The organism is Leucobacter iarius (genome assembly GCF_039530105.1).
In the GTDB taxonomy this organism is placed as follows: Bacteria; Actinomycetota; Actinomycetes; order Actinomycetales; family Microbacteriaceae; genus Leucobacter; species Leucobacter iarius.
On the sequence record NZ_BAAAOB010000003.1, the window covers coordinates 238,620 to 252,979 of the forward strand.

Consider the following 14,360-nt stretch of genomic DNA (forward strand, 5'->3'; position numbering starts at 1 on the left):
TCGGGCCCGGTCGATCGAGCGCGAGCGCATTCAGGCGCGCAGGGCGCGCCAGACGCCGGAGACCACGGCGACGAGGAGCAGGGAGGCCCCCGCGACGAGGAGCGGCACGGCGTCCCAGTCGAACGCCATCGAGAACAGCACGCCGCTGAGGAGCGCCGCGATCCCCGCGTTCGCCAGGATGAGCGTCTGGCAGGCGACCCGCGCCCGTCGCTCGGCGCGCTCGGGGGACTCCTCGTCCGGTTTCAGGACCCGCTTCGGGTCTCCCGAAGCCCAGAACAGCGAGCAGCCGAGCGCCACGAGGATCGCGAGCGGGGCGAACACCGTCGCTCGGGGTCCCCAGGCGTCGGCCGCTCCCGATAGCCCGAAGTGCACGGGCAGAGTCCCGGGGAGGCTCGGGAACGCAATCAGGATCGTGAGTGCGATGCCGCCGATCCAGGCCAGCGTCGCGACGCGGAGCGCGCCGAGCGCGCGGCGCATTCCGAGCGCGCGTCGCGACCGGACATCTACGCCATCAGGCATCGCGGTCGCCGGCCGTCGACTCGCGGTACGCTCGCGACGCCGCGATGACGCGCGGGATCAGGCGGCGCAGCTCGGCCAGCTCGGAGCCGCCGATCGCCGCGCCGACGTGGTCTGCCCAGGCGTGCTGCTCGGTCGCCATCGCGGCGACCGCCGAGCGGCCCGAGGCGGTCGGAGCCAGCAGTTTGGCGCGCTGGTGCTGCGGATTGTCGCGCCACTCAGCCCAGCCGGCCTCGACCACGTCGTTGGCGACGCGCTGCACGCTCTGCCGGGTGAGGCCGAGGCCGATCCGGCGCGCGATCTCGGCCACCGGGATCGGATCCTCGAGCGCGGCGCCGAGCACCTGCCACTGCGCCGGGGTGAGCTGATGCGGCGCGCTGATCATCGCGGCCGCGCTCAGGAACTCGCCGTTCAGCTCGAACGCCGGCAGGACGAGCGCGGTGAGGGCGTCCCCCTCAGGACTTCTGCCAGGCATCGGCGGCCTCCATCCACGCCTGGAAGTACTGCGGATCGGCAGTCAGGTTGAGCTGCTCCCACGCGTCGATCACGTCGTCGGGGAACAGGCCGACGCGCCGCATCACCTCGGCGGTGAAGGGGACGGGGTGGATCCCGCTCGCAGTGGTGATGCCCCCGTCGGTGACGACGGGCGCGTCGCGGTAGTGCTCGCCGCCGGCGTAGCCCGTCATCTGCAGGTACTCGGCGGCGTTGGAGGTGTGATCGCGTGCGTCGAGCAGGCCGTTGCGGGCGAGCAGGAACGTGGCTCCGCAGATCGCGGCGACCGGCACGTCCCGGTCGAGCAGCGCGCGCGTGGTCTCGGCGAGCCGCTCGTGGCCGGACTCGTAGCGGTCGCTGCCGGGGATCACGAGCGCGGCGAGGGAGCCGTCGTCGACGATGTCGGCCAGGTCGACGGACGGCGAGATGGGCAGCCCGCCCATCGAGGTGACTGGGGTGAGGCCGTCGCCGACGATGACGAGCGAGAATCGGCCCGGTTTCATCTGCTCGGCGTCGGAGAGCTGCGTGGTCAGGTACGCGTACTCCCAGTCGGCCATGGTGTCGGTCGCGTACAGGGCGATCTTGGCGGGGTGCATGGGGGCCTCCTCTGGTCCGTGCGTCCATTTTGACAGCATGCTGTCACATGCGCAATGGCGAATGCGTCCGCTCTCGACGACGCGGCCGAGATCGGGGCGAAACCGTACTGCTAGCCTGGCTGCATGGTGGATCTGCACCCCGTTGAACCCGGCGTTCGCCTCGACCATCCGTGGATGCGGCGCTCGCGCTGGGGAATGGCCTGGCGCGTCTGGCTCGCGGTGCTCACCGCGACCATGGCCGGCCTGCTGCTCATCCTCGGGCCGGATGGAGGGTTCGGCGGATTCTCCGGCCTCTCGGGCACCGCGGCACATCCCCTCACGAGCATCCCGGCGCTCGCCGGCGTGATCGTCCTGGCCGGGGGCCCACGCCTGCGCCGCTACTCGCCGATCACCCAGGGATTCCTCCTCGGGCTCGCGGTCGCCGCGGTGTTCGCGCTCGTCGCCCTGGGCGCCAGCGCGTTCGACAGCTGGGGCGCCCTGTTCCTCGTCTACTGCCCGCCGGCGTTCGTGGCCTGCGCGGTCGGGCTCCCGTTGGCGATCTGGAGCACCACGCGGATCGGGTCCCGCGTCTGCTGGCCGGTGGCCGGCGTGGTCCTGCTGGTCTATGCCGCGGTGTCGTTCCTCAACGCCGGCGGAGCGTTCGACGCCGACCCGTTCGCGGGCTGAGCGCGCGACGAACGCGCGCGGACCGAACGCGGACCGAACGCGTCCGATCCGGAGGCTTCCGCTCAGGGCACGGCCGGGAGCAGAATGAGGCGTGCTCGCGATCGGCGGGTGCGCACTGCTCAGCGAGGAGGAGTCATCATGAGCGATCAGGTCGAGAACGCCGCGGCCGAGGAGGAAGTCTCGTACGGCAACGGCCGTCCGGTCCACTTCGAGATCCACGCGGCGGATCCGGCACGGGCCGTGGCCTTCTACGCCGAGGTCTTCGGTTGGCAGTCCGAGGACTGGACCGAGTACGCGGGCATGCCGTACTTCGGCCTGCGCACCGGCGAGGGCCCCGGCATCGACGGCGCGATCATGCAGCGGCACGGCGACAACCCGGAGCCCGGCGCTGCGGTCGGCGGCGGGGTGCTCACGATGGGGGTCGCCTCGTTCGACGAGGCGGCCGAGCGCATCCTCGCGGCGGGCGGCACGCTCGCGATGCCCAAGTACGCGCTGCCCGGCATGGCCTGGCAGGGGTACTTCCTCGACACCGAGAACAACGTCTTCGGGATCCACGAGCCCGACCCCGAGGCGAAGTAGGCGGTCAGGACCCGACCACGACCTCGAGCACGGTGCGGAGCCCGAGGTCGAGCCGGATCGCGGTCTCCGCTCCGTAGCCGATGGCCAGTGCGTCGTCGGCGCGGGGGAGCCGCGCGAACTGGGCGACGGTCTCGACGAGCACCCCGCGAGACTCCAGCGTCGCCGCGGCTTCGGTGCCACCGATCCCGTCGGGCAGGGCGAGTACCGCATGCAGGCCGCCGTCGAGCCCCGAGAGGCGGTCGGCCAGGCCGTGCTCGGCGAACCGTTCGAGCAGCAGGGCGCGGCGGTGCCGGTACTCGCGCCGGGTGCGCGCGACGTAGCGGCGCAGCCCGCCCGAGGCGAAGAACGCCGCGAGCGCCGACTGGGTGACGAGCGGCACGGTGGGACCGAGCGCGGTGCGGGTGCGCGTCAGACGGTCGTGGATCGGGCTCCCCGCGGTGGCGACGAGGTATCCGCAGCGCAGCGACGGGGACAGCGTCTTGTTCAGGCTGCCGATGTGGACCACGACCCCGCCGGGGTCGAGCGCGGCGATCGCGGGCAGCGCGGCGCCGAGATGACGGAACTCGCTGTCGTAGTCGTCCTCGATGATCAGGGTCCCGGTGCGCGCGGCGAGCGCGACGAGCGCGGTGCGCTCGGCAGCGGTCATCCGGCCGCCGAGCGGGAACTGGTGGCTGGGGGTGACGAGCACCGCGTCGGCTCGCGGGCGCACCGCGCTCAGCAGTTCCGGCAGCAGGCCGCGGTCGCCGACGGGGACCGGTTCGACGTGCAGGCCCGCGGTCTCGAACACGGCGGACGCCTCGGGGTATCCGGGATCCTCGGTCGCGACGCGCGCACCGGCGCCCAGCGCGAGCGAGACGAGCAGCAGCGCGTCGGAGGTGCCGGAGGTCACGATCACGTCCTCGGTCGCGCAGGGCACCCCGCGCGAGCGTCGGACGTGCAGCGCGATCTGCTCGCGGAGGCGCTGCTCGCCGAGGGGCGGCGGCGCGTACGAGCGCAGCGGCTCGCGAGCCGCGACGGCGAGGGCGCGCCGCCACTCCTCGGGAGGGAGCGGCGGGGTGTGGGGATGACCCGTGCGGAGGTCGATCGGGCCGCGGTCGGCGGCGGGCGATGCCGGCCGCGATGCCCCGCCCGCGGGCCGGGGATCCCCGCTGCCCGCTGCACCGGGTGAGGCGGCCGTAGCCGTCCGCGGAACGACCGGCACCGCCGGCACGACCGGCATCGCCGCCGGAACGATGCCGGCGGCGATCCGCGTCGCGGATCCGAGCCGGGCATCGAGATATCCCTCGCCTCCGAGCTGCTCGTAGGCGCGCACGACGACCGAGCGGGCGACGCCGAGCGACTCGGCGAGCGCCCGGGACGAGGGGAGCGCCTCGCCCTCGGCGAGGTCGCCCGAGAGGATCCGGTCGCGGAGCCGGCGGACGAGCTGCGCCGCGAGCGACTCGCCGGTCCCGCGGTCGAGCGCGATCCAGATCGACGCATCGAGCATGGTGGCCTCCCGGGCGCATCGGGATCCCGCGCGCTGCCGGGATCGGTCCTCTCGAATCGTAGCGAATCGGACTTCTTCGAGGACCGCTTCCGGGATGATCCTGGAACCGGCGCTCACGCCGAACGACCCCAGGAGGACCCCCGAATGCCCAGTCTCGTCTCGCAACGCATGCCCGAGAAGATGTCGACGGAACGCGCGGCGCTCGACGATCTGCTCGGCTCGACCGTGCTCGCGCACGTCGGGCTCGTCGTCGACGGGAGCGCGGTCGTGTTCCCGACCGGCTTCGCCGTGATCGACGACCGGCTGGTGATCCACGGCTCGACGGGATCCCGCTGGATGCGCGCGATCGCTGCGCAGGAGGTCAGCGTGACGGTCACGAAGGTGGACGGCGTGGTCGTCGCGCGCAGCACCTTCGAATCGTCGATGCTCTATCGGAGCGCCATGTTCTTCGGCCGGTTCGAAACGATCGATCCGGCCGACAAGCCGGCCGTGCTCGACGCGCTCTCCGACCGCTTCATCCCGAACCGCAGCGCCGAGGTGCGGCCGTCGAGCAAGAAGGAGCTCGCGGCGACGGTCGCGCTCGCCCTGCCGATCGACCGCTGGTCGCTGCGCGTCTCGGCCGACTGGCCCGAGGACGAGGAGTCCGACATCGCGGGCGACGCCTGGGCCGGATTCGTGCGGTTCGGCGCGCCCAGTGCGACCGCCGAGGCGGCTCCCGATCTGCGCGACGGCATCGAGCCGCCCGCGTCGGTGCACGAGCTGCTCGCGCACCCCGAACGGATCGTCTAGCGCCTTCCGAAGGTCCGGATCGGCGCGGGATCATGCCGATTCCGCGCCGATCCGGTACCGTTTCCCCAGTGCGGCAACGGTCGCGGGCGGCGACGAGCGGAAGGACGGGGCGCATGCACCTCAAGAGCCTCACGCTCAAGGGCTTCAAGTCGTTCGCCCAGCCCACCACCTTCCAGTTCGAACCCGGGGTCACCGCGATCGTCGGCCCCAACGGCTCGGGCAAGTCGAACGTGGTCGACGCCCTCGCCTGGGTCATGGGCGAGCAGGGCGCGAAGTCGCTGCGCGGCGGCAAGATGGAGGACGTCATCTTCGCGGGCACCTCCACCCGCGGGCCGCTCGGCCGTGCCGAGGTGCGGCTCACCATCGACAACTCCGACGGTGCGCTGCCGATCGAGTACTCCGAGGTGACGATCAGCCGCACCCTGTTCCGCAACGGTTCGAGCGAGTACGCCATCAACGGCGAGAACTGCCGCCTGCTCGACGTGCAGGAACTGCTGAGCGATTCCGGCCTCGGCCGCGAGATGCACGTCATCGTCGGTCAGGGGCAGCTCGACGCCGTGCTGCGCGCGACGCCCGAAGACCGCCGCGGCTTCATCGAGGAGGCGGCGGGAATCCTGAAGCATCGCCGCCGCAAGGAGCGCACGCTGCGCAAGCTCGACGCGATGGAGACGAACCTCACCCGTCTGAACGATCTCGCCGGAGAGATCCGTCGGCAGCTGAAGCCGCTGGGGCGGCAGGCCGAGGTCGCGCGGCAGGCGCAGGGCATCGCCGCCGAGGTGCGGGACGCGAAGGCGCGGCTGCTCGCCGACGACGTGTTCCGGTTGCGGAACGAGCTGGAAGCGCTCGCGAAGGACGAGTCCGAGCGGCACGCGGAGCGGATCGTGCTGCAGGAGCAGATCGAGCAGAAGCAGCTGCGGATCCAGCGGCTCGAGCAGGACCAGCAGAGCGAGGAGCTCGACGCCGCGCGCCGCGTGACGATCGCCCTCGAATCGTCGCAGTCGCGCCTGCGCGGGCTCTACGCCCAGGCGCAGCAGCGGCTCACCTTCCTCGCCACGCAGGCCGAGGATCCCGAGCAGATCGGCCGGCTGACGCGCGCGAGCGTGGAGGAGGCCGGGTCCGAGGCCGGTCGCCTCGAATCGCTGATCCCCGAGGCCGAGGCGTCCTGGGAGAACGCGACCGCGGCGACGGCCCGCGCACAGCGCGGCCTCGACGCGATCGACGAGCACCTCGCGGCGCAGAGCGCTCTGGTGTCGAAGCACGACCTGGAGCTGTCCCAGCTGCGCGGCCGCGTCGACGCGGCGCAGCAGAAGCGCAGTGCGGTCGAGCAGGAGCTGCGCCGCCGCGAGCTCGCGGTCGAGCAGGCCGAGGCCCGGGCGGAGGACGCCGCGCAGCGCTTCGCGGAGTTCGAAGCCGAGGCCGGTGGATCCGAGCCCGCCGAGGGCGGACTCGACGATTCCTATCGCGCCGCGCAGGAGGCCGGAACCGCGGCGGAGCAGCGGCGCGACGAAGCGCGCGAACGCGTGCACGGCATGGAGCAGGAGCTCGCCGGCCTCGACGCGCGGATCAGCGCGCTCGCGCGATCCCTCGACCAGCGGGACGCATCGGCGGAACTGCTGGGGCAGCAGCCCGCGGGGATCCTCGGCCGAGTCTCCGACCACGTGCGTGTGCGCGAGGGATCCGAGGCGGCGGTCGGCGCCGCCCTCGGCCTCTTCGCCGACGCCGTGCTCGCCGGCGACGCCGATGCCGCTCGCGCGGCGGTCTCCGCCGCCCACGAGCGCGACCTCGGACGCCTGCGCGTCGTCGTGGCGGGGGCGCTGGAGGTGCGCCCGGCCCCGGACGCGGACGCGCCCCGACCGGCCGGGGCGACCCGGGCGCTCGACGCCGTCGAATCCGCTCCCGAGGGCGTCATCGCCCTGCTCGCACGCAGCTACATCGCGCCCGATCTCGCCGCCGCGACGGCCGCCGCCGTCGAGCTCGCCGCGCACTGGCCCGCCGAGAGCGCCACCGTCGTCACCGAGTCCGGCGACGTCGCCACCCGCTACACGACCGCGGGCGGGTCCGGCCTCGCGCCCTCGCGCATCGAGCTGACGGCCGACCGCGATCAGGCCGTCGAACGCCGCACGGCCCTGCAGACCGAGCTCGACGCCGCGAGCGTCGAGCTCGCCGAGCTGCGGGACCGGGCCGCCCGCGCCAAGCGCGACGCCGAACTCGCCTACACCGAACTGCGCGCCGCCGACGCCCGTCTGGCCGAGACCGCGAAGGAGCGCAACCGCCTCTCCACCCGTGCCGAGGCCGGGGCCGCCGAGGCGGAGCGCGCGCGCCAGGCGCTCGCCGCCGTCGCGGGATCCGAGCACGAGGCGGGCGCCGCGGTCGCCGAGGCCGAGAACGCGCTCGAACTCGCCGAGGGGAGGCCCCGCCCGATCCTCGACGCGAGTTCGCGCGACGGCGCCTTCGCCGAGGTCGAGCAGGCCCGCAGCGCCGAGCTGGAGCTGCGGCTCGCCCTCGAGACCGCGCGCGAGCGCGCCCGTGCCGGACGCGCGCAGGAGCGCATGCTCGCCGAGCAGTACGCGGCCGAGCAGCGCGCGGCCGAGGAAGCGGCCCGCCGATCCGTGCTGCGCGCCCGTCAGGTCGCCCGCGCCGAGCGCGTCGCCGGGGCGCTGCCCGCCGTGATCGACGCCTGCGACCGCTCGCTCGCCGAGGCCAGGCTCGCGCAGCAGGCCGCCGAACAGGAGCGCGCGCGGCACAGCCAGGAACTCACGCTGCTGCGGTCCGAGGAATCGGAGCTGCGGCAGCGTCTGCAGTCGCTCACCGAGCGGGTGCACGGAGCCGAGCTGAAGAGCTACGAGCGGAAGCTGCAGCTGTCGTCGCTGCTCGAGCGCTCGGGCACCGAGCTCGGGCTCGTCGAGGAGGTGCTGATCGCCGAGTACGGGCCGGATCAGCCGATCCCGGAGCTCCCGGACCCCGCGGCCGCCGCGGCCGCCGCTGGCGACGCGGGCGATGGGGACGAGGCGAACGCCGAGGACGACCCGGACGAGGGCGCCCCGATGACCGCGCTCGAGCGCGAGCTGGAGGCGGAGCTGCGTCAGAAGCGCGAGCGCGAACGCGCAGAGCGCGCATCCGCCGAAGCGGAATCGCCCGCGGGGAGGCCGTTCGTGCGCGCCGAGCAGGAGCGCCGGCTCGCGAAGGCCGAGAAGCATCTCGCCCAGCTCGGCCGGATCAACCCGCTCGCGCTCGAGGAGTTCGCCGCGCTCGAGCAGCGGCACCGCTTCCTGTCGGAGCAGCTGACCGACCTGGCCAAGACCCGCGCCGACCTGTTGAAGATCATCGAGGAGCTCGACGCGAAGATGCAGGGCATCTTCGCCGACGCGTTCGCCGACACCCAGGCCGCGTTCGCCGAGGTCTTCCCGATCCTGTTCCCCGGCGGATCGGGCGAGGTCGCGCTGAGCAATCCCGACGAGCTGCTGACGACCGGCATCGAGATGACGGTGAAGCCCGCGGGCAAGAAGGTGGAGCGGCTGTCGCTGCTCTCGGGCGGGGAGCGCTCGCTCGCGGCCGTCGCTTGGCTGATGGCGATCTTCCAGGCCCGGCCGAGCCCGTTCTACATCGTCGACGAGGTCGAGGCGGCGCTCGACGACGCCAACCTGGGGCGGCTGCTGCAGGTGTTCGAGCGCCTGCGCGAGAACTCGCAGCTCATCATCATCACGCACCAGAAGCGGACGATGGAGATCGCCGACGCGCTCTACGGCGTATCGATGCGGCAGGACGGCATCTCCGCGGTCGTCGGCCAGCGCATCGCCCGCGAGGACTGACAGCGAGGGATCGGTGCGGCCGGCCTGGCCGGTTCGGCCGGTGCGGCCGGTTCGGCCTGGCCTGGCCGGTTCGGCCGGTGAATTGTCGACCTCTCAACAACGATCTGCACAGAACTTTGGAACGGAAACGGCCGAATCGAGGCCCGAAATGTCGGAGGTCGGCAGCAGAGTTGACCCATGAGCATTCCCTTCCCCGCTGACAGCGAGCAGCACCGTCTGCTGTCCGAGGTGGTGCGCGAATTGGAAGAAGTCGAGGGCCGGCTGCGTGGGCTCGACGCGCGCAAGGCTGAGCTGCTCGCAGAGGCGGATCGCATCGCCCGAGCCGAGCAGGAACGGCTGTTCGGCATCAGCGGCACGGCCGAGATGGCGCACCGCACCGTCGCGGCGGAGGTCGGTTTCGCGCTGGGGATCGCCGACCGGAGTGCGGAGCGCCTGATCGAGCACGCGGCCACCCTCTGCTCGCAGTACCCAGCGGCGCACGGGGCGCTCGCCGACGGCCGGATCGCCCTGGCGCACACCTCGGCGATCGTGGAGGCCGGGCGCGCGATCGACACGGAGACTCTTGCGGTCGATCCGGACGCCAGAGTCAAGTACGCCGCCGCGGCGCTCGCGTATGCGGAGCAGCAGACTCCGAACCGCACGCGTCGCCAAGCGAAGGCGCTGGCAGCTCGGTATGCCGAGCGAAGCTTCGAACAGCGGTGCGCACGTGCCCAGGTGGAACGTCGGGTGTGGGTGTCCGAGCTCGACGACGGTCTTGCCGAATTGCATGCGGTCCTCAGCGCACCGATCGCGCACGCCCTGTTCGATCGGCTCACCCGGCAGGCCCGCCATGTGCAGGGGAAAGAGAACCCCGGAGAACGGCGGCTCCTCGGGCAGATCCGCGCCGACCTGCTGGGCGATCTGCTGCTGAACGGTACGCCCGCGAACGAACGCGGCGCGATCGAGCTGGGCGCGGTGAAGGCCCGCGTACAGGTGACCGTCCCAGTGCTTTCGCTCCTGTCGTCGCGTGCGCATTCCGCCGACCCGCTTCCGGCAGACGCCGCCGTTGGGCGCGCGGCACCCGCGAGCGAGGGAGAACCGGCCGCTGCGGCGGGACTGGTTGGCGCAGCGATCCTCGCCGGCTACGGCCCGATCGATGGCACCTCCGCGAGGATGCTCGCGAGCCTCTCGGCAGGGCTCGACCGGATCGCCTGCGATCCGCAGACAGGAGCCGTACTGGGGGTCGACCGATACCGTCCTTCGGAGGAGATGCGGCGCTTCCTGAGCGCGAGGGATCAGCGATGCAGATTTCCCGGGTGCAACATCGTCCCGCATCGAGCGGATCAGGACCACACGATTGACGCGGCGCGCGGTGGGCCGACCACGGTGGCGAACCTCTCGGTGCTGTGCCGTCGGCACCACATGATGAAGCATCATGCCGGCATAGGAATGGTGCAGTGGCCGGGCGGTGAGATCGAGTGGACGTCGCGGTTGGGGCGTCGACGTAGGGAAAAGGCTCCCGCGCTTCTGGGACGAGTCGAAGCTGCGACCCACGGCGCCGCACCAGTGTGCCCTGAAGACGCTTCGGAACCGGGGGAACCGCGCCGCGCTGCGTGACGGTACAAGCCGGTGACGCGGTCCCGGGTGGTGTCGGGCCGCGTCCGCGCCTGCACGCCCTGGTCGTCCCGTCGGCCGTCAAGCCGCTCGCCATGCCGTTTCCGGTGCCTCGCCCTCGTCAGCACGCGCAAGCGATGGAGTCCATCGGCGCGGTGAGCGGGTCCTTGGCGCGCACGATGGGACCGTGCTCGTTCTCGACGGGATAGCCTTCGCGGGCCCAGTACTCGAAGCCACCGATCATCTCTCTGACCTGGTAACCCAGCCGCGCGAATTCGAGTGCGGCCCGCGTCGCGCCGTTGCAACCGGGGCCCCAGCAGTAGGTCACGATGGGCAGGTCGATGGGGAGCTCGGCGGGTGCTCGGTCGGAGATCTCCGAGGTGGGCATGTGCATTGCCCCGGAGATCCGGCCCTGCGCCCACGCCGCGGTTCCTCGCGAGTCGATCAGCGCGAAGCGCGCGCCGCCTTCCTGAGCGGCGTGCACGTCGGATGCGTCGGTCTCGAACGCGAGTTTGCGCGCGAAGTGAGAAGCGAGGATTTCGGGCGAAAGCGGGGAAGTCGTCATGCCTGAAACGCTATTCGCGTCGAACGGCGACTTGAAGACGTGTTTCGTGGCATCCGGTTCGGTTCGGCGGGAATTTCGTGGCAGTATCTGCACATGACCGCGAATGCTGCATTCGAGCCGGATCGGGTCGACTCGGCGATCTTGAACATCCTGCAGAGCAACGGGCGTCTGAGCATCGCCGATCTCGCTCGGCGGATCAGCATGAGCCACAGCGCCGCCGCCGAGCGCGTGCGGCGACTCGAGGAGTCCGGGGTGATCAGCGGCTACGGCGCTCAGGTCGATCCCGAGCGGCTGGGGTTCGCGATCCTCGCCTACTTGCGTCTGCGCTACCCCAGTAGCACCTACGAACCGTTGCATGCCCTGCTCGCAGGGCTGCCGGAGGTCATTGAGGCGCACCACGTCACCGGAGACGACTGCTTCATCATGAAGGTCGTCGCGACGAACATGAAGCACCTCGAACAGATCAGCGGGAGAGTCGGAACACTCGGCAGCGTCACCACGAGCGTCGTGTACTCCTCGCCGTTGCCGCGGCGCCCCCTGCTCCCGCCGTCATGAGCGAAGGCCGGGCTAGCCGGATCGGCCGATCCGCCCGGCCCGGGAGTTCTCCCCGGGCCGGGCGGGACCTGGCTCAGGCCGGGCGGTTGACGGGCGACTCGGGCGCGCCCGTCTCGAGCAGTGTCACGGCGTTCTGCGCCTGGATCCGCACGTACTCGATCTCGGTGCGCGCCGAGAAGTAGGCGATGTGCGGGGTCAGCACGACATCGTCGCGGCCGAGCACGGGGTGGTCCGCGGCAGGAGGCTCCTGCTCGAGCACGTCGAGCGCGGCGCCCGAGAGGTGCCCGGCGTCGAGCGAGGCGGCGAGGGCCGCGTGGTCGACGAGCGCGCCGCGGGACACGTTCACGAGCACCGATCCCGCGGGCATCGCCGCGAGGAACTCGGCGTCGACCATCCGCTCGGTCTGGGGAGTGAGCGGCAGGTGCAGCGAGAGCACGTCCGCCGCGCCGCGCACCTCGTCGAGCTCGGCCCGCCGCACGCCCAGGCGCTCCAGCTCGGCGCGCACCTCGGGGGTGTCGGGCAGCATCGGGTCGTATCCGACGATCGATCCGAACAGGGGACCGGCGAGGCGCACGAGCTCGCGGCCGATGCGGCCGAGGCCGATGATGCCGAGCGTCGTCTCGCTGAGGCGCGGGGGAGCCGCGGGAGCGCGGTCGTTCCACCGCTCGGGGTTCGCCGAGCCGGTGTAGAAGTCCAGCTGGCGCACGGCCGACAGCAGGATCGCGAGCGCGTGGGTCGCGACCTCCTCGGTCGCGGCGCCGGGCACGTTGGTGACCCAGATGCCGCGCTCGGTCGCAGCGTCGATGTCGACGTAGTCGAAGCCCATCGACATCAGCGAGATCAGGCGGAGATTCGGCAGTGCTTCGATGACCTCGCGCGAGATCGCCGCGTAGCCCGGCATCAGCACGGTCGCGTCCTGCGCGCCGGCGATGATCCGCTCGGGATCGCGCGTGCCGAGCACGCGCACCTCGAAACCGTGCTCCTCGAGGAGCCGGATGCCCGGAGTGGGATCGGTGTCGTCGACGTCGGTGTAGACGGCGACGGGGCGGGGTGCGTCGGTCACGGCTCAGGCCTCCTGGCCGGCCGAGAACGCGGCCTGGTCGATGTGGATCAGCTGGAGTCCGCCGGCGGCGACGGCCGACTCGACCGCCTCCGCCAGCTCGGTGCCGGTCGCGGCGCGGCGTCCGGTGCCGCCGAACGCGGTCGCGACGGCGGCCCAGTCGGGCTGCACGAGGTCGACTGCGACGGGGGCGATGCCCGCGTCGACCTCGTTCTGCTTGATCTCGGCGTAGCCGCCGTTGTCGACGACGATGACGGTCACGTCCTCGCCCTGTTCGACGACGGTGATGAACTCGTTCATCGAGAACATGAGGGCGCCGTCGCCGACGACGACGAAGGAGGGGCGGTGCGGCGACGCGATGCGCGCGCCGAGCGCGGCGGGCAGCCCGTAGCCGAGGGTCGCGTAGGTCGCCATGTAGGGGGTGGAGTTCGGCTCGGCGACGCGCAGGGTGTTCAGCAGGCCCCAATAGGCGATCTGCGAGGAGTCGGTCGCGACGATCGCGTTCTCGGGCAGGGCCGCCGCGATGCTCCGGGCGAGCGCGGTGTTCTCGGCCGAGAGCTCGGCGGATTCCTCGCCGACGGCGGCGAGCGTTTCGGCGACGCGGGCCGCGGCTCCGGCTGCGTCGCGCGCCTCGCCCTCGCCGAGCGCGGCGGTGAGCGCCGCGAGCGCGGCGGCGGCGTCGCCGACGAGGCCGACGTCGGTGCGCTGATTCTTCTGGATCTGGCTCTCGAGCAGGTCGATGCGGATCACGCTGCCGCGGGCGTCGAGCTTCGGCGCCCAGAGCTCGGCCTCGCCGAGCTTGGAGCCCACGACGAGCAGTACGTCGGCGTCCTGCGCGACGCGCCGGCCGGCGGCGAGGCGCAGGTTGGATCCGGCGGCGAGCGGGTGCGACTCGTCGAGCACGCCCTTGGCGTTGAGCGTGGTCACGACGGGGGCTCCGAGACGCTCGGCGAGGGCGCGCAGCTCGGTCGCGGCGGCGCGGGATCCGCCGCCGGCGAGGACCGCGGGGGACTGCGCCGCGGCGAGCAGTTCGGCGGCGGCGGCCACGGACGCCGCGTCGGGAGCGACCGGGGCGGCGAAGTCGCGGGGGGCGAGCGCCGAGTCGGGCAGCTCGGTCTCCTGCTCGAGCACGTCGAGCGGGACCTCGATGTAGACGGGCCGGGGGCGCGTCGTCGCGAAGAGCTCGAAGGCGTCGTGGACGGCCTGCACGGCCTCCTCCGCGGTGCGCACGCGGCGACCCCACTCGACGATCGCGGAGGCGGCGCCGAGCTGATCCTTGGTCTCGTGCAGCGTGCCGATGTCGGCGAACTCGGCGCCGATCGCGGGGCCGGGCGAGAGCAGGATCATGGGGCGGGACTCGCAGTAGGCGGTGCCCGCCGCCGAGAGCGCGTTGAGCAGGCCGGGGCCGCTCGTGGTGATCACGACGCCGGGCTTGCCGGTCTGCAGCGACCAGCCGTCGGCGCCGTAGCCGGCGCCCTGCTCGTGCCGTGTGGTGACGGGGCGGATCCCGAGCGCGCCGAGCGGGCGGTAGAACTCGAGGTTGTGCGTGCCGGGAATGCCGAAGACGGTGTCGATGCCGTAGGCCCGGAGGGCCTCCATGACGACCCAGCCGGTCGTGCGCTTGCGGGTGGTTTCCATGCGTTTCCTCGCGTTC

At 72.3% G+C, this 14,360-nt stretch carries 13 protein-coding genes; 6 read left to right on the forward strand and 7 right to left on the reverse strand.

The genetic code is table 11. The features are described 5' to 3' along the window. Positions 1–30: 30 nt before the first annotated feature. From ABD169_RS12755 to ABD169_RS12765, 3 genes are read right to left on the reverse strand one after another with little or no spacing between them, the layout of a single operon-like run. On the reverse strand, positions 31–519 hold the full coding sequence (locus ABD169_RS12755; RefSeq protein WP_344032765.1) for a DUF1648 domain-containing protein: 489 nt from the start codon (positions 517–519) through the stop codon (positions 31–33). Next, positions 512–991, reverse strand: a complete 480-nt coding sequence (locus ABD169_RS12760) for a MarR family winged helix-turn-helix transcriptional regulator (RefSeq protein ID WP_344032768.1) — start codon at positions 989–991, stop codon at positions 512–514. The genes ABD169_RS12755 and ABD169_RS12760 overlap by 8 nt, the downstream gene beginning before the upstream one ends. Further along, positions 972–1,604 carry a DJ-1/PfpI family protein gene (locus ABD169_RS12765; RefSeq protein WP_344032770.1) on the reverse strand — a complete coding sequence of 211 codons (633 nt, stop codon included), beginning with the start codon at positions 1,602–1,604 and terminating at the stop codon, positions 972–974. Before ABD169_RS12765 ends, ABD169_RS12760 begins: the two co-directional genes overlap by 20 nt. A gap of 123 nt (positions 1,605–1,727) precedes the next feature. Here ABD169_RS12765 and ABD169_RS12770 point away from each other — a divergent pair, with 123 nt between their 5' ends. Further along, positions 1,728–2,270, forward strand: coding sequence for a hypothetical protein (locus ABD169_RS12770; protein ID WP_344032772.1), 543 nt, complete (start codon positions 1,728–1,730; stop codon positions 2,268–2,270). Positions 2,271–2,408: 138 nt separating this feature from the next. Next, entirely contained in the window at positions 2,409–2,849 is a 441-nt protein-coding gene (locus ABD169_RS12775) for a VOC family protein (RefSeq protein WP_344032774.1), read from the forward strand. A gap of 4 nt (positions 2,850–2,853) precedes the next feature. Here ABD169_RS12775 and pdxR read toward each other — a convergent pair whose 3' ends face one another. Beyond that, positions 2,854–4,335: a MocR-like pyridoxine biosynthesis transcription factor PdxR gene (pdxR, locus tag ABD169_RS12780; RefSeq protein ID WP_344032776.1), complete on the reverse strand. Its 1,482-nt coding sequence runs from the start codon at positions 4,333–4,335 to the stop codon at positions 2,854–2,856. A gap of 144 nt (positions 4,336–4,479) precedes the next feature. Between pdxR and ABD169_RS12785 the strand changes: the two genes are divergently transcribed. The 3 genes from ABD169_RS12785 (at position 4,480) to ABD169_RS12795 (ending at position 10,529) form a co-directional block, all read left to right on the forward strand. Continuing rightward, positions 4,480–5,124 carry a pyridoxamine 5'-phosphate oxidase family protein gene (locus tag ABD169_RS12785; protein WP_344032778.1) on the forward strand — a complete coding sequence of 215 codons (645 nt, stop codon included), beginning with the start codon at positions 4,480–4,482 and terminating at the stop codon, positions 5,122–5,124. A gap of 113 nt (positions 5,125–5,237) precedes the next feature. Then, positions 5,238–8,933, forward strand: a complete 3,696-nt coding sequence (locus ABD169_RS12790; RefSeq protein ID WP_344032780.1) for a chromosome segregation SMC family protein — start codon at positions 5,238–5,240, stop codon at positions 8,931–8,933. Positions 8,934–9,110: 177 nt separating this feature from the next. Continuing rightward, positions 9,111–10,529, forward strand: coding sequence for an HNH endonuclease signature motif containing protein (locus ABD169_RS12795; protein WP_344032782.1), 1,419 nt, complete (start codon positions 9,111–9,113; stop codon positions 10,527–10,529). Positions 10,530–10,647: 118 nt separating this feature from the next. On the opposite strand, the gene ABD169_RS12800 is transcribed toward ABD169_RS12795, so the two are convergent. Continuing rightward, positions 10,648–11,091 (reverse strand): rhodanese-like domain-containing protein, encoded by a 444-nt coding sequence (locus ABD169_RS12800; protein WP_344032784.1) that lies wholly within the window; start codon positions 11,089–11,091, stop codon positions 10,648–10,650. 93 nt (positions 11,092–11,184) lie between these two features. Here ABD169_RS12800 and ABD169_RS12805 point away from each other — a divergent pair, with 93 nt between their 5' ends. Next, on the forward strand, positions 11,185–11,646 hold the full coding sequence (locus tag ABD169_RS12805) for an Lrp/AsnC family transcriptional regulator (RefSeq protein ID WP_344032786.1): 462 nt from the start codon (positions 11,185–11,187) through the stop codon (positions 11,644–11,646). Between the two features lie 73 nt (positions 11,647–11,719). Here the strand turns inward: ABD169_RS12805 and ABD169_RS12810 are convergent, their stop codons facing one another. After that, positions 11,720–12,709, reverse strand: a complete 990-nt coding sequence (locus ABD169_RS12810) for a C-terminal binding protein (RefSeq protein ID WP_344032789.1) — start codon at positions 12,707–12,709, stop codon at positions 11,720–11,722. A gap of 3 nt (positions 12,710–12,712) precedes the next feature. After that, positions 12,713–14,344: a thiamine pyrophosphate-binding protein gene (locus ABD169_RS12815; protein WP_344032791.1), complete on the reverse strand. Its 1,632-nt coding sequence runs from the start codon at positions 14,342–14,344 to the stop codon at positions 12,713–12,715. Positions 14,345–14,360 lie beyond the last annotated feature (16 nt).

Coding starts and splice junctions, on each gene's coding strand:
- ABD169_RS12785 (WP_344032778.1), top strand. CDS start 4,480: ATGCCCAGTCTCGTCTCGCAACGCATGCCCGAGAAGATGTCGACGGAA.
- ABD169_RS12815 (WP_344032791.1), bottom strand. CDS start 14,344: ATGGAAACCACCCGCAAGCGCACGACCGGCTGGGTCGTCATGGAGGCC.
- ABD169_RS12760 (WP_344032768.1), bottom strand. CDS start 991: ATGCCTGGCAGAAGTCCTGAGGGGGACGCCCTCACCGCGCTCGTCCTG.
- ABD169_RS12775 (WP_344032774.1), top strand. CDS start 2,409: ATGAGCGATCAGGTCGAGAACGCCGCGGCCGAGGAGGAAGTCTCGTAC.
- ABD169_RS12805 (WP_344032786.1), top strand. CDS start 11,185: ATGACCGCGAATGCTGCATTCGAGCCGGATCGGGTCGACTCGGCGATC.
- ABD169_RS12755 (WP_344032765.1), bottom strand. CDS start 519: ATGCCTGATGGCGTAGATGTCCGGTCGCGACGCGCGCTCGGAATGCGC.
- ABD169_RS12765 (WP_344032770.1), bottom strand. CDS start 1,604: ATGCACCCCGCCAAGATCGCCCTGTACGCGACCGACACCATGGCCGAC.
- ABD169_RS12795 (WP_344032782.1), top strand. CDS start 9,111: ATGAGCATTCCCTTCCCCGCTGACAGCGAGCAGCACCGTCTGCTGTCC.
- ABD169_RS12800 (WP_344032784.1), bottom strand. CDS start 11,091: ATGACGACTTCCCCGCTTTCGCCCGAAATCCTCGCTTCTCACTTCGCG.
- ABD169_RS12770 (WP_344032772.1), top strand. CDS start 1,728: ATGGTGGATCTGCACCCCGTTGAACCCGGCGTTCGCCTCGACCATCCG.
- ABD169_RS12790 (WP_344032780.1), top strand. CDS start 5,238: ATGCACCTCAAGAGCCTCACGCTCAAGGGCTTCAAGTCGTTCGCCCAG.
- pdxR (WP_344032776.1), bottom strand. CDS start 4,335: ATGCTCGATGCGTCGATCTGGATCGCGCTCGACCGCGGGACCGGCGAG.